Below are 14,040 nucleotides of genomic sequence, written 5' to 3'. Positions count from 1 at the left end.
TTAAAAAAAGCTATCCTTCCTCATTCCTGTCAGGAACCTCCCACTTCGCCGGACGATATTATCTTAAGCTCGGGCATCCAGCGAGTCATATGATCGGCAATTTCTTGGCGGTAACCCGCCACACCGGGGAGCTGCTGTTCAGTCACTTGATCCAGCGGAAGGATTTTATAATTTCGCCAGTTTTTTTTATGAGTCCAGGTAGGCAGCAAAGCGGGTTCAAGCAGGGTGACGGTCCGCTGCTCCCCCTGCACGCGCTTCTCAATCGTGAGGCCGAGGATTCCTCCAATTTCTTTGTAGACCCCTTCTTGTCCCGATAGAAAATTGCCAAGCGAATAGATCACGAAGGTCCGCTGTCCATCTTCTCTTTCTATCCACTCACAGGGCTGAAGAACATGCGAATGATGTCCGATGATCAAATCCGCGCCCGCCTCGGCCAGTTGATGGGCGAGCTCCTTCTGCTGCTTGTTCGGCATGCGCTCATACTCAGTCCCAAAATGAAGCTGGAGGACAGTGACATCGGCTAACCGGGACGCTTTCTCAATGTCACTAACGATTTGCTCCGGATCGATTAGCGAAACAAGATAGTCCATCCCTTCCGGGACGGGAATTCCGTTGGTCCCATAGGTATACCCGAGCAGCGCCATAGAGATTCCGTTCTTCTCTACAATGCGCAGCGTCTCCCGGTCCTCCTTCGAACGGTAAGCCCCGGTGTAAATCATCCCGATGGAATCCCAATGGCCGATCGCATTCAATATCGCTTGCGGGCCCCGATCCAGCGTATGATTGTTGGCGATCGTAACCGCCTCGAAGCCAACCTCCTTCAAAGTGGTGCCGATTTCAAACGGGCTGTTGAATTGCGGGTAATCCGACAGGCCGATCGCTTCTCCTCCAATCATGGACTCTTGATTGGCCATGGCGAAATCAGCACGCGAAATAAACGGCTTTACCAGCTCGAACATAGGCCCGAACTGGTAGCCGTCTTCCGTCTTGGCGTCCTTGTACAAGGAGCTGTGGATAAGGACATCTCCCACCGCGGCGAACCGGACGGTGGTCACTGTCTCTTCCGGCTCCGGTGAAGGGGGACTCGGAGCTGCAGGCGGTTCCGTTTGTTCCTCCACCTTCCCGCCGGCGCCAGGTATTCTTTCTCCGACGGCAGGGGTCGGTTCCAGCACTTCCCTGCCCCCCTCTCCGGGCTGCGAACGATTCGCGCAACCCGCGCCTACCCAAATCAGGCAAAGCAGTGTGATCCAGCCCAGGATTATCCAACCGCGATTCATGCAGGACTCCATCTCCCATCTATCTAATTGACACGATTCCTAAACGGCAGCTGCTGTAAATAGCTGTCGGACAATTCCAGCAGCTGTAAAGCCCTCTCGTAGTCTTCCTCGCTCGGATTCGCCCATTCGGCATCTCTCGTCAACGGATAAACCGTGCCGTCCTCGATTCCCATACCCGGGATAAAAATAAAATCATTATCAATATACGAGCCCGAGGGCAAATAATATCTCTCCGGCAATAAATTGCTTGTATGATTTACCAAGTCCTGACCAAAATGAATATGATCTTCCAGAGAAATCCCCAGCAAGTTGGCCACAGTCGGCATAATATCCACTTGTCCCCCGAGAGTTTCAATCACCGCCGGCTCGATCGCTTCGGGGGCATGAATGAGAAGCGGGATTTTTAGCATCTCTGTATAATCGTAAGGACCTCCCAGCAGTTCCTCAAGAAGCTCCTTGTCTTGACCATCCAACGAATAAATCGGCAGCCCCATATGATCCCCATAAATGACAAGCATGCTCTGTTCGCGAATGGCGGCCTCCTCCAGCTGCTCGATAAATAGTCCGAGAGCGTAGTCGGCATAGCTTGCCGCTTTCAAGTAGTTGCCGACGAGAGATCCATCATATTTCTCAGACAATGGTATCTGATATTTTTCCTCCGGAATTTCATAAGGATGATGATTGGACATGGAAATGACCTGCGCATACAGCTTATCCCCTTCCTCAAGCAAGGCCTCTATTTCGGAAACTGCTTTATCATAGAGCACTTCATCCGAGGCAGCAAAAGCGATAGGATCCTCATCGCCAAAAAAATCGCGGTCATAATATTGGTCAAACCCTAAGGAAGGATACAATTCTTTTCGGTTCCAAAAGTTAACGCTATTCGTATGGAAAGTAACAGAACGATAACTTTTCTCCTTCAACAGCTTGGGCAGGGAAGGAATATCTTTATAGCTCAACACCTCTGAAGCGGCTCCTCCGGATGGAACATAGAAGGACGTATTGGACATATATTCGGAGTCCGACGTATTTCCCTGTCCGATTTGCTGGTAAAATTGGGAAAAATATAAGGATTGCTCAACCAGCTTATTCATGACCGGAGTAACTTCCTGGCCTTCGACGCTAAGACCGATCAGGAAATCCTGAAACGATTCCAGTTGAATCACAATAAGATTTTTGTCTTCCGCCGCTTTCCAATACTTTCTCTCTTCTTCACCCTTCATTTCAATTTGCTTAAGGGCAAGAATCGTTTCCAGATCAACCGGCAGAGGCTCCTGAGCTTCTTTATTTATGTTGGCAAAGACAGTGTAGACCTGATAATTCAATATCCCCATCTGCTCCGCCTGCTTCAATTCATTGGCGATCCCGCGATTCGACCAGACGGTCATCAAACAGGTTAATAAAGAAACGGACAACAGGATGGGAACTCCCTTACGCGCTATAGGGGATTGTGATTTTCCCCAATGTCGTGATTTTTTTCTCACCATAAAAATAACGAGCAAAACAATGATATCCGTGTAGATAAATAAATAGTAAGGATGCATTAATTCCAGAACGCTCGCCTTCACCTGAACGACCTGCTTCGCCTGCTGGAGCGCCTGGTAATTGACGATGACTCCATAATATTTGTAATACATGATGGCAGCAAAATAAACGGATGTCATGATAATATTGGTCAGCATATATAGGAAGAGCTTTCTTCTTCGGGCCAGCCATTCTATTAACGTAAATACAACCCAAACGGACGGAATGCTCACCAATATAAAGGGAAGGACGTTAGCGGCGCCATAAATAACAAACCAAACCAAATTAATTTTCAAAACCATCAGAACAGAAAAGATAACAAACGGCTCTGTCCAATGGAGTTTTTTGCTGTTCAAACCGATACCTCCCTATAGCTCCATAACCACTACCTTATCATACAAACATTAATATTAGCTTAAAGTTTCTCCCAATGAATCCAACCATCGAACCATTTTTTTACAAAAAACTTAACCTTCAGAGCGAAATATCGCCCCTGCCTGATTAAAATCAAATGATCAATCCGTCTCTGCTGCCGCTTGCTGCTATTATCGCAATTGTTACTGGAATCTAGTTCCTCTTTCACTATCAACGCAAACTAAGTAGATTCTACTCGGGAAGGACAGGCTCGTCGGCATGAATTTTGACATTAATTACAAGCCCGATAGCGATCATATAGGTCAGCAGGGAACTCCCCCCATAGCTGATAAAAGGCAGCGAAATTCCGGTTAACGGCAGCAATCCGATGTGCATCGCTATATTCTCGAACACCTGGAGCGTGAACATAGAGACGATCCCTATGACTATATAGGCCCCGGAAAGATCGGAGCAGCTTAAAGCGATCCGGATCATGCGATAGATGAATAAAAAATAGCATAATAGCAGGACTGCTGAGCCGACAAACCCGAATTCCTCCCCGATAACGACAAATATGGAATCGGAATAATGGTAAGGGATAAACCCGTTCTGTACGAAATCTCCCTGCAACAAGCCTTTGCCCGCCAGTTGACCGACACTGATCGCTCCTATGGAATTAAGAACGTGCCAGCTTTGCTGCGGATCGGCTGCCGGATTCAGGAACGTTTCTATTCTTCTTAATTGATGGGGGCGAATGATTTTGGAAAACAAGGCAAAATCATAGTAGTATAACCAAACAACAAGCCCCACAGCGATCGTTATCACCGCTGCCCCCAGCAGAATATGAATGAGACGGACGTTCGCCATCCAGAGCATGCCGATCAGCACAGCGACAAATACGAGCGCGGTTCCCAAATCCGGCTGCTTCATGATTAGTACGACAGGCAAGGCGGTGACCAGACCTGCAGGAAGAAGGTCATTCCTCAATCGCAGAGGCTCTCCCTGTCTTCCAGCTAACAATTTGGCCAACAGCAGCACGGTAAAAATCTTGACCAGCTCCGATGGCTGAAATTGCTGCCCCCCCACGGCGATCCAACGAACCGAGTTGTTAATGTTGACCCCTTTAAGCAGGACATACAAAAGCAGTCCTACTCCTATCGCATATAGTACATAGGCAAAGTAACGAAGCAATAATTTATAGTTAAAAAAAGCTGCTAGAAACAAGACGACGAAGGACAAGACATACATCTTGATGTTATCGGAATGCAAGCCATCCAGCTTGGTGCCGGAAGTGGCGCTGTAGACGACAATCGTGCTGATAACCATGAAACAGGCTAACAGAAATAAAATGACGAAATCTAGCTTTTTAAGCTTCTGGACAATAGAATAATGCATGAATAACCCTCATTTTAAATAATTGGAAAAATACAATACTTAAAGAATATCATTCCGCGAGGGCAACAGCAAACGAAAACCGGGGAATTCCCATTGCCCCTCTTGAGGTTGTAGAGGCATATTACATGCAATTTGCCATTTATTCATCGCAAGAATGGAGGAAACAGATACCTGTAATTTCTGTAGGTTTCGTAAAAAATTTTATAATTAGGATTGACCGGTTAGCGCTGAAAAAGTTATAATTTCAAAAGGCACTCATCCAAACATCCTACGTTTGGATCATCATACTATTACAATATTTATAAGGAGATTTTCGGAATGAAACTGCAGCAACCTACTCGCTTGACTCTTTCCCAGCAAGTGGTCAGCCAACTGGAGGAGCTGATTGAATCAGGCCAATGGGCAGTCGGATCAAGAATTCCGGCAGAGCCCGAATTGGTGAAGCAGCTGGGTGTTAGCCGGAATACAATCCGGGAAGCCGTCAGGGCGCTGATTCATACCGGATTGCTGGAAGCCAAGCCGGGAGATGGCACTTATGTTTGCTCTTCCAGCGATCTAAAGGCAGCGATTCAGCGACGGCTTCGCAAATCGAGCATACATGACACCTTTGAAGTCCGGTACTGCCTGGAACGCGAGGCCGCACGGCTGGCTGCGAATCGGCGCACGGAGGAAGATGTAGCCAAGATGCGTGATTGTCTGGAGCGGCGGGATGCCGCTATTGCCACCGGAGACACTGACACTTACATTCGCACTGATCTGGAACTGCACCGATTGGTCATGGCCGCTACTTATAACCCCTTGTTGATCGATTTATACGACCATATGTCTGATTCTTTGCATCAATCCATCCATACTGTGGTGGAAGACACCTTGACCGAGAATGAACATCATCTAGCCCATCACGATATGGTGGAGGCCATCGCAGCCTCTGATCCGGAAGGTGCGGAGAATGCAACCCGCTCCTATATTGAAGCCATGCGATCTGCGCTGCTCTCCCGTGAAGAAAGGAATCCAAACTATGAAAAACATGTCTCAGGTAAGAAACCCATCAATAAATAAACCAGTCAAGCTTACGGGAGCTCTTCTCGCTATTGGCGTCATTCTCGTAGCGGCCAACATGCGCGCCTCTCTTACGGCCATAGGGCCGCTTATTGGAACCATTCAGGCCGATACTGGATTATCCGGCGTACTGGTCGGGCTGCTGACAACCCTTCCATTGATCGCTTTTGCCGTTCTTTCCCCAATCGCACCATCCATCGCGAACCGGTTCGGGGCGGAGAATACACTGTTTGCCAGCTTGCTTATATTGATTGTCGGGACGGTCCTGCGATCGCTGCCGTCGACGTTCACCTTATTTACAGGAACTGTGCTCATTGGCTTGGCGATTGCTATATGCAACGTGCTGCTGCCCGGGCTGATCAAACGCCATTTCCCCAATAGCGTCGGTCTGATGACGGGACTATACACGATGTCCATGAATCTGTGGGCGTCCCTGGCTTCCGGAATCAGCATCCCGATGGCCGTCGGACTGGGGCTCGGATGGCGGGGAGCGCTGGTCATCTGGACCTCCATCTCGATACTGGCCGCAATCGTATGGCTGCCGCAGCTGCGCTCTCATCACCAAGAGAGAGAAGAAGCTCAGGAAAGCCACAAGGGCACGATGTGGAAGTCCGCTCTTGCCTGGCAGGTTACTCTTTTTATGGGCCTGCAGTCTCTTGCCTTCTATGTCACTATTACTTGGCTGCCCGAAATTGTCCAGGACAGAGGCTACAGTCCAACCGCTGCCGGTTGGATGCTATCCCTGATGCAGCTATTCAGTCTGCCGACTTCCTTCATTATGCCGCTCTTGGCAGGCAGACGGCGCAGTCAGCGAAGCTTTGTCATCATCACCTTTTGCTTCTCCCTGATCGGTTATTTGGGCTTGTTTGTCGGCGGTGCTGCTCTCTTGCCGCTGTGGGTTGCCTTTATCGGTCTTGGCGGAGGTGCGAGCATCAGTCTGGCTCTCGTCTTCATAGCACTCCGCACGAGAAATTCTCAACAGACGGCCCGTCTATCCGGTATGTCCCAATCTATCGGCTACTTGCTGGCGGCCGTTGGCCCGAGTCTGATTGGGTGGCTTCACGACTGGAGCGGAAGTTGGACCCCCCCTCTTCTAGTTCTGCTGACCAGCGTCGTGGTCCTGTTTATCGTCGGATTGGGCGCCAGTCGGGACGCTTATGTGGAGCAAGAGTCACGTTCAAGTACTATATAAATCCGCAATAAAACCGCCTTATTCTATACGAGTAGGCGGTTTTATTGTTTTTGTGCTGACGATCTGTTTTTCTCGCATGTTTACCGATTTCCTGTTACCGATCGGTTTCTTCATAATCGATGTTCAGCACTCGTTCCGTTGTAGATTCAAAACGGATAGATACATATAACCCAAAGTTCCTTGCCTGTTTGCTGACCCAAAATTTAAACTTCTGCTCCGTCACGAAGGGATTAATTTGTTGCTTGCCGATATATTGGTAGTCCAAAATTTGATAACCTTTTTTACTCGCTTCCCTCATTGCAAGATTACCCCACTTGGCATATTCGGGTGTGACCAATTTAAATGAATGGAAGCTCCCCTGTCGTTCCTGTAAGTGAATATCGAACCGTTTCGATGCTGCTGAGGCCTCGAGATGGACAGGCGTAATCATACTCAGGATAATAGCGACGGCAATACGATAAATTTTCATCGTTCGTGCCTTCTTCCCTTTTAATCATAACTTTTGTTGCGAAGGTCACAATTATTCACAATTTCCCATCGCTCCTGATGGATTGCCTCTAAATCAAACCAAGCTCCCGGGCTTCTGATTTTTTCAAGCCCTTAACGACCAGCTCATAGGAATGATCCATCATCCATTTCAACTCCTCTTCGGGGACGGTTCCGTCGACGATCACTGTATTCCAATGCTGCTTATTCAAGTGATAACCGGGTTTTACCGACGGGTGCTGCTGCCGGAGTAAATACGCCATTTCCGGATCACATTTCAAAGAAATGCTTCCAGAGCGTTCCTCTTCGTTGATCAATGCAAACATTTTCGAGCCGACTTTAAGAACTAATGGCTGCGGACCGAAAGGATAGTCCGAGAACGCGCCTTTTTTAGACAAACCATATTGAATCCATTCTTTCATAGAAGACACCGCCTTTTCGCTTAAATTAATGTATATTGTAAAATGAATCTGAAGGAAAAAGGGAATTTTTTTCCCAATTAAAACTTTCTTGTCTAACAAAAGATTTCCTGCAATAAGGAGCACTGCTTTGGTCAACATCCCATTTAGGATACGATATAATCGCATGATAATCGTGCCGGTGATGCCGGGGATAGCCCTTAAGCGTTCTAACGAAACTGGGCAGCCTTATTTGGGCGGAAACAGGCGCAGCGGGATTTTAACGAATCTGGATAACGCTATGAGCGAAAAAAGCGATAAAAGGATGCAAAAAAAGCTATATAGCGATACGGAGTTTCTTTAAAATTTGAAACAGGGCGAAAAAAATGGTTTAACGTGACGAGGTTTCGTTATTATCATATCAAATAAAACTCTTCACCAATGAATCGACAGTCTCTCTGGTAACGTTAGGGGCTGGATTCAACGCCGGGATGCTAACGAACGATAAAAAACGGCATCCCGGATGCCGTTAATTGTGTTTCTTTCTCTATATCCAAATTATTAATAATCGTTCCCTTAATTAAAATCAGATGATTATAAATAGAAGTGCTTGATATATAAACTGAAGGCTAAAATTCCATAAAATGGTGGATCAATCCGAATCAGAATCTTCCCATCTTTTGGAATAAGCCAATCTTGTTACCCAAAAAGTCATAATGGAAACGATGACTATGCACACAAACGAAACTACCATTGCTGTGCCTTCCAAGGCAGTCACCTCGCTTTTTGCAACCGTTTAACAAAATTATACCACGGTCCATTCACTATTAGGGGAAATTAGTAAATGTTTCATCAAATGTTCACTAATGCCATCCGTCAAATATCATGTGCCGCTGTTTTTCCGTTATTTTTTACTTGATACTCCTCTCCATGGAGCAGGTTTCAGACTGAAACGGTTGTCGGCCCGCTGCCTTAAAATTCATCAGAATACGGAAGCAGGAAGCTATGTATGTGGCACTAAAGAAAGCTATCATTCCGTTCCGAAGGAAAGTGCCTCCGAAGCTTCAAACATCATACTCCTTCCCCGAAAAGTGAGGATAGGCTTCGAGGGGATTCCGGGTACTTTTCGGGGACCCCGAACCAACAGATCACTTCTATATAGATGGTCCTTCGGATAGTAGGAATACAAAGCCAAAACTCGCCCTGGAAGCATCTTTCTTTCTCCACTTCATGAGCTTTGAAATCTTTAGTGCCGGTATATACCCTGGTATAATATCGTCTATAATAATAGGGAAGTCTGTCTGTTAAATTATATACACGGATTTCCGGAATAAGTTTCTTATCCATCTTTCGTCCGCCATCCAGCTTTTAAATGAAATTGGCGCTTAGCTTCATACGATAATCATGAGCAAAAAGGAGTCAAAATGGTATGGCCAAATCCAAATCAACACCCGCATACACAGCTAATGGAAAAAAGTCGGAGCCTTCCTATGATGCCAGCTCCGTCCCCTCCGCTTCCTTGCCTTGGTACAAAACCGCTGTCAGTGAGAAGCTGGGCCTCCGCTACCCGATTATTCAGGCCGGAATGGCCGGGGGGAGCACGACACCGGAATTAGTCGCCGCCGTCTCTAATGCCGGCGGACTCGGCACGCTGGGAGCCGGGTATATGACGGCGCAGCAAATCCGCGAAGCCCTTCTCCGCATTCGCGAGCTTACGGACCGACCGTTCGCCGTCAATCTGTTCATCCCAGAGCCGTACGAAGTCCGATCGGAGGACATTGCCGCGATGAACGAGGTGCTCGGCACGTATCGCCAGAAGCTGGGCCTTCCGGCAGATCCGTCGCCTCCTGACCGATACAGCGAGCCGTTCGAGGAACAGCTCGAGGTCGTGCTCGCGGAGCAGGTGCCCGCCTTCAGCTTCACGTTCGGCCTGCCCTCCGGCGCTGTGATCGAGCGGCTGCAAAGCTGCGGCATCGTCACCATCGGTACGGCGACTACGGTGGCCGAGGCCGTCCAGCTCGAGCAGGCCGGGATCGAGCTGATCGTCGGCCAGGGCAGCGAAGCCGGCGGCCATCGCGGCACATTCGCCGTCCCGCACGAGCAGGCGCTCGTCGGCACGATGGCGCTCATCCCGCAGCTCGCCGACCGCGTCCGCGTGCCGGTCATCGCCGCCGGCGGCATTATGGACGGGCGCGGGGTTGCCGCTGCGCTCGCGCTGGGCGCGTCGGGCGTGCAGATGGGGACCGCCTTCTTAACCGCCTTGGAGAGCGGGGCTCACCCCCGCTACAAGGAGGAGCTTATGCGGTCCACGGATGACAGCACGACGCTGACCCGAGCGTTCTCGGGCAAGCCCGCGCGCGGCATCCGCAACGCCTTCATCGCTGATATGGAGCGATGTGAGGTGCGGATACCGCCCTATCCCGTCCAGAATGCCTTGACGCGCGATATCCGGCAAGCGGCCGCACGGGCTGGCGACGCCGGCGGCCTGTCGCTCTGGGCGGGACAGGCCGCCGCTCTGTGCCGGACGGAAGGAGCGGCCGACATCATCCGCCGGACCGTCCAGCAGACGTCGGAACGGTTCGGCCGCTTTAACGCTTGAGCAAGCATAGAGGTCCATGTTCCATAGCATGGACCTCTAACCGTGCCGGTCATGCGGTACCACGGATCTATGGCCTTTATAGTATACGCTCTCACTCCTTGTGTACGCTTCTGCCCACACACTATGCTCTCGAGCCCTCGCAGTACATTCCCTGCCTCTTCACGCTATGCTCTCGCATCCTCGCATTAACGCTTTTGGCCTATTCACGATGTGCTCTTGGCCTCTTTGTCGTACGTTCCGGCCTCCACACAACGTGCACCGCATTCTCGTGGTTTATTCGATGCGCGCCAAGAATACACAAAGAAGGCCCCGATGTACGAGACCTTCTCAGACCTGACTCTTTCATTACGTTCCTATTTAACGATAAGAACCGGAACTTTGGAATGTTGGGCGACGTTGTGACTGACACTTCCAAGCACGAATTCGCGGATGCCGCCAAGCCCCCGGCTGCCGATGACAATGACGTCAAATCCTTCTTCCTCTACATACTGCAATATTGTAGGCGCAGGTGATCCACGTTTAATAATGGCCTTCGCATCAGACAGCCCTGCCAATCGCTCATTGACTTCTTTAACGATCCCTTCCGCCTGTTCGTACATTTCATTTTCAAGATAAACCGGAATGTTGATCATGGCCTCGCCTATGACCAGACTTTGCATATTCAGAACATAGACGACTTCCATCTGGGCCGCAGGATTTTCTTTGACATAACTGATGGCTTTGTCCAAAGCTTTCTTGGAAGTCTCGGATCCGTCATAAGCTACCAATAATTTAGTGAACATCATCGTCTTCTCACTCCTATCGAATTACGTGCACTCGCAATTATTAAAATTATAATTCATTGCTTGGTCTCCGTTAAGGAATTAACCGCTTATTCGAAGGTTAGCACTTGTGCAGCGACGATGTCAAACCGCAAAAACAGGCATATCCGGCGGTGGATTGACGAACGTCTTCTAATTTATCATCCTGTCTGGCGGGTTAGAAGAGATTCTATTGCTTCCTGCCCGGCAGGTTAGAATAAAGTCTTGTATACCTTCGTGATCCCCTGGACAATTTCGTCGAGATCGGATGGAGCGAGCACCGGACTGACCGGCAGGAACACCATACGGGCCACCAGATCAACCGCACGCGGACACATGTCCTCCGTATAGACGACAGGATTTTTGAACGGATAATTGAATGGAAAATTATCCTTCTCCGCTGTCCGTTTATTGAAAATTTGCGGAACCATATAAACCGGGCGGCTTCCATATAAGGTATGGACCCCGATATTTTCAGCGTTCAAGGCTTCCGTGAATGCCTTGGCTTGCTCAGCGGAATCGAGTAGGATTCCTAGATTGGAACCGATATCCCCTTGTTCATCAGGAGAATAGCGGAATTTCATATCCGGCAACTCAGCCGCCAGAGCCTGCTTAAGATATCGATGATGATTTCGCATCGTTTGGACGATTCCGTTCAGCCTTCCCCATTGCTCGACCATAACCGCTCCCGTAATTTCGCTCATCCGGTAATTTTGCCCGATGAAGGCCGCAGTCTCCTCATCCGGATTCAGTCCGTGGCGCTCCTTCAATTGAGGCCGTAGCAGCCCTTGATCGTGGTATCTTGCCGCACGCTCGTAGAACTCCGGACTATGCGTAACTACCGCTCCGCCTTCGCCGGCCGTAATGATTTTGTTCATCTGGAAGCTGAAGACTCCGACATCTCCGATAGCTCCCGCATAACGCCCTTTGTAGCGGACACCGCAGGACTGGGCGACATCCTCGATCACGTGAATCGAATGTTTTTTGGCGAAGGCCATAATAGGGTCCATGTCGCATGAAGTGCCGAGGATGGGAACGGCAATAATCGCTTTCACTTCTTCGTCCATCACTCTCTCCAAGTCGGCGGGATCTATATTCAAGCTGTCATCCACATCGGCGAAGATAGGAACCGCGTTCGCGGCAACGACCGCTCCGGCCGTTGCGATAAAAGTAACGGAAGGAACAATGACCTTATCCCCGTAACCAATGCCCAACGCTTTCAAGGCAACAACAAGGGCAGCAGTACAGGAGGTTACTCCCAGTGCGTACGGAACCCCCAAATCCTTCTCCATCATCCTTTCCATAGCGGTGACAGAATTTCGCAAATCTGGACCATAAAAACGGAAGGGGGATTGCGCTTTAATGATTTGCGCGGCTTGAGCCGCCTCTTCCTCTCCCATAACAACCGCACCCGGATAATTAGGTGGAAGCGGCTTGCTCCTGGCCGGCGCTCCTCCGTTCAACGCTAATTTCTCCAAATCAACCTTTTCCATTGTCCATACCTTCTTTCGTTTTAATGGATCGCATTTTTAGAACTGATACGACAGAACCGACATGGGGTAACGCTTCCATTTACGACCATTATAGACCAAAAGAAGGAAAGGAACGTAACGATAAAATGTCTATAATTCCCTGCCCGGTAAAATCCTGCTTGAGCTGCGAGGTGTCAAAGACTGTTAGCAGATACAGCAGCTGCCGCTATTGCCCATTCAGAATAGCTTCGATTTCCTGCAAATCTTCGGCGGCCAGCTTCACGCCGGATGCTTTGACATTGTCCTCTACCTGTTCCGGCCGGGAAGCACCGATAATGCAGCTGGCTACATTATCCAGCCGCAGAATCCAGGCCAACGCCAGCTGAGCCATATTAAGACCGTTCCGCTCGGCAATCGGCTGCAGCTTCTCCACTTTGACCAGATTCGCTTCCTGGATGAATGATTTCATAAACATGTTCGACTTCGGATCGGCGGCACGGGAGCCTTCGGGCGGAGCCATTCCCGGCTTGTATTTTCCGGTCAATACTCCTTGGGCCAGAGGAGAGAATACGACTTGTCCGATCCCTTCCCGTTCGCACACAGGCAGCACCTCCTGCTCCAGTCCGCGGGTGAACATGTTGTACTGGGGCTGGTTGGATATTATCCGGTCCAGATGATACCGTTCGGCGGTATGAACAGCATCCGACAGGTGAACCGCTTTCCACCGGCTGACGCCGGCATAAAGAATTTTCCCCTGTGTGATCAGATCGTCCAAAGCGCGAAGCGTCTCCTCCAGAGGAGTGTTCGAATCATAGCCGTGGCACTGATACAAATCGATATAATCGACGCCCATTCGCTGCAGACTGGCCTCGCACTGCTCCATAATATGCTTGCGGGACAGTCCTCTGTCGTTCGGCCCGTCCCCCATCGGATGGAAAACCTTGGTCGCGAGCACGTAGGAATGCCGCGGATATTTTGACAATGCCTTGCCCATGATCCGTTCAGCGGCTCCGCGCCCGTACATATTGGCCGTATCGAAAAAATTGATACCCAGCCCGTAGGCCTTGTCCACGACGGCTTCCGATTGCTTTTCTTCCATTGAATTCCCGTAAGTTAGCCAACTTCCCAAACTGACCTCACTTATTTTCAAGCCGCTGGCTCCCAGATGTCTATATTGCATTTCCGATTCCTCCTTCTCATTAAATGGATTTTCTGCAGCAAATCCAGCCATTTCAGACAAAAATATGTAAAATAACTGGAAAACCTACATCTAGTTCGAGCAAAATCTAGGAAATCAAGCAACTTGCCCTTTTTTAAATGCAGGTTTTCCATTTAAATTAAGCCATTTAGCGAACAAAGCAGGAACTAACTGCAGAATTTACACTTAACGTTAGTGCGTTGCGAGTATATTAGGCGCAGCTTTCGCAGCGAAACAAGAGCACTTGTACCACCATTTCACCGCATGTTAATCTTTCGGAGCAAAA

General features: G+C 49.3%; 11 protein-coding genes. 3 read left to right on the top strand and 8 right to left on the bottom strand.

Features of this window, described 5'->3' with window-relative positions; genetic code table 11:
- Positions 1-29: 29 nt before the first annotated feature.
- The 3 genes from KJS69_RS03490 to KJS69_RS03480 form a co-directional block, all read right to left on the bottom strand.
- Positions 30-1,277 carry a CapA family protein gene (locus tag KJS69_RS03490; protein ID WP_213581592.1) on the bottom strand — a complete coding sequence of 416 codons (1,248 nt, stop codon included), beginning with the start codon at positions 1,275-1,277 and terminating at the stop codon, positions 30-32.
- Between the two features lie 23 nt (positions 1,278-1,300).
- Entirely contained in the window at positions 1,301-3,157 is a 1,857-nt protein-coding gene (locus KJS69_RS03485; RefSeq protein ID WP_306434388.1) for an LTA synthase family protein, read from the bottom strand.
- A 250-nt stretch (positions 3,158-3,407) separates the two neighbouring features.
- Positions 3,408-4,550, bottom strand: a complete 1,143-nt coding sequence (locus KJS69_RS03480) for an FtsW/RodA/SpoVE family cell cycle protein (protein WP_213581591.1) — start codon at positions 4,548-4,550, stop codon at positions 3,408-3,410.
- Between the two features lie 318 nt (positions 4,551-4,868).
- Between KJS69_RS03480 and KJS69_RS03475 the strand changes: the two genes are divergently transcribed.
- Both KJS69_RS03475 and KJS69_RS03470 read left to right on the top strand, forming a co-directional pair.
- Positions 4,869-5,609, top strand: a complete 741-nt coding sequence (locus KJS69_RS03475; protein WP_213581590.1) for a FadR/GntR family transcriptional regulator — start codon at positions 4,869-4,871, stop codon at positions 5,607-5,609.
- Complete coding sequence (locus tag KJS69_RS03470) at positions 5,578-6,801, top strand: CynX/NimT family MFS transporter (RefSeq protein ID WP_213581878.1); 1,224 nt, start codon at positions 5,578-5,580, stop codon at positions 6,799-6,801. The genes KJS69_RS03475 and KJS69_RS03470 overlap by 32 nt, the downstream gene beginning before the upstream one ends.
- A 94-nt stretch (positions 6,802-6,895) precedes the next feature.
- Here KJS69_RS03470 and KJS69_RS03465 read toward each other — a convergent pair whose 3' ends face one another.
- Together KJS69_RS03465 and KJS69_RS03460 are read right to left on the bottom strand one after the other, a co-directional pair.
- Positions 6,896-7,270: a DUF3889 domain-containing protein gene (locus KJS69_RS03465; RefSeq protein ID WP_213581589.1), complete on the bottom strand. Its 375-nt coding sequence runs from the start codon at positions 7,268-7,270 to the stop codon at positions 6,896-6,898.
- 88 nt (positions 7,271-7,358) lie between these two features.
- Positions 7,359-7,709, bottom strand: a complete 351-nt coding sequence (locus KJS69_RS03460; RefSeq protein WP_213581588.1) for an MmcQ/YjbR family DNA-binding protein — start codon at positions 7,707-7,709, stop codon at positions 7,359-7,361.
- A gap of 1,495 nt (positions 7,710-9,204) precedes the next feature.
- Here KJS69_RS03460 and KJS69_RS03455 point away from each other — a divergent pair.
- A complete protein-coding gene (locus KJS69_RS03455; RefSeq protein WP_283777436.1) occupies positions 9,205-10,284 on the top strand; it encodes an NAD(P)H-dependent flavin oxidoreductase in 1,080 nt (359 codons plus the stop codon).
- A 353-nt stretch (positions 10,285-10,637) separates the two neighbouring features.
- Here KJS69_RS03455 and KJS69_RS03450 read toward each other — a convergent pair whose 3' ends face one another.
- From KJS69_RS03450 to KJS69_RS03440, 3 genes are all read right to left on the bottom strand, one after another.
- The gene (locus KJS69_RS03450) at positions 10,638-11,069 is read right to left on the bottom strand and encodes a universal stress protein (protein ID WP_213581586.1); all 432 of its coding nucleotides are present in this window, start codon (positions 11,067-11,069) and stop codon (positions 10,638-10,640) included.
- A gap of 227 nt (positions 11,070-11,296) precedes the next feature.
- Complete coding sequence (locus KJS69_RS03445; protein ID WP_213581585.1) at positions 11,297-12,577, bottom strand: DegT/DnrJ/EryC1/StrS family aminotransferase; 1,281 nt, start codon at positions 12,575-12,577, stop codon at positions 11,297-11,299.
- Between the two features lie 205 nt (positions 12,578-12,782).
- Positions 12,783-13,736: an aldo/keto reductase family protein gene (locus tag KJS69_RS03440; protein WP_213581584.1), complete on the bottom strand. Its 954-nt coding sequence runs from the start codon at positions 13,734-13,736 to the stop codon at positions 12,783-12,785.
- Positions 13,737-14,040 lie beyond the last annotated feature (304 nt).

The organism is Paenibacillus sp. J2TS4 (assembly GCF_018403245.1).
Classification (GTDB): domain Bacteria; phylum Bacillota; class Bacilli; order Paenibacillales; family NBRC-103111; genus Paenibacillus_L.
The sequence above is the reverse complement of the archived record's forward strand: the minus strand, read 5'-3'. Positions and strand labels throughout refer to the sequence as shown.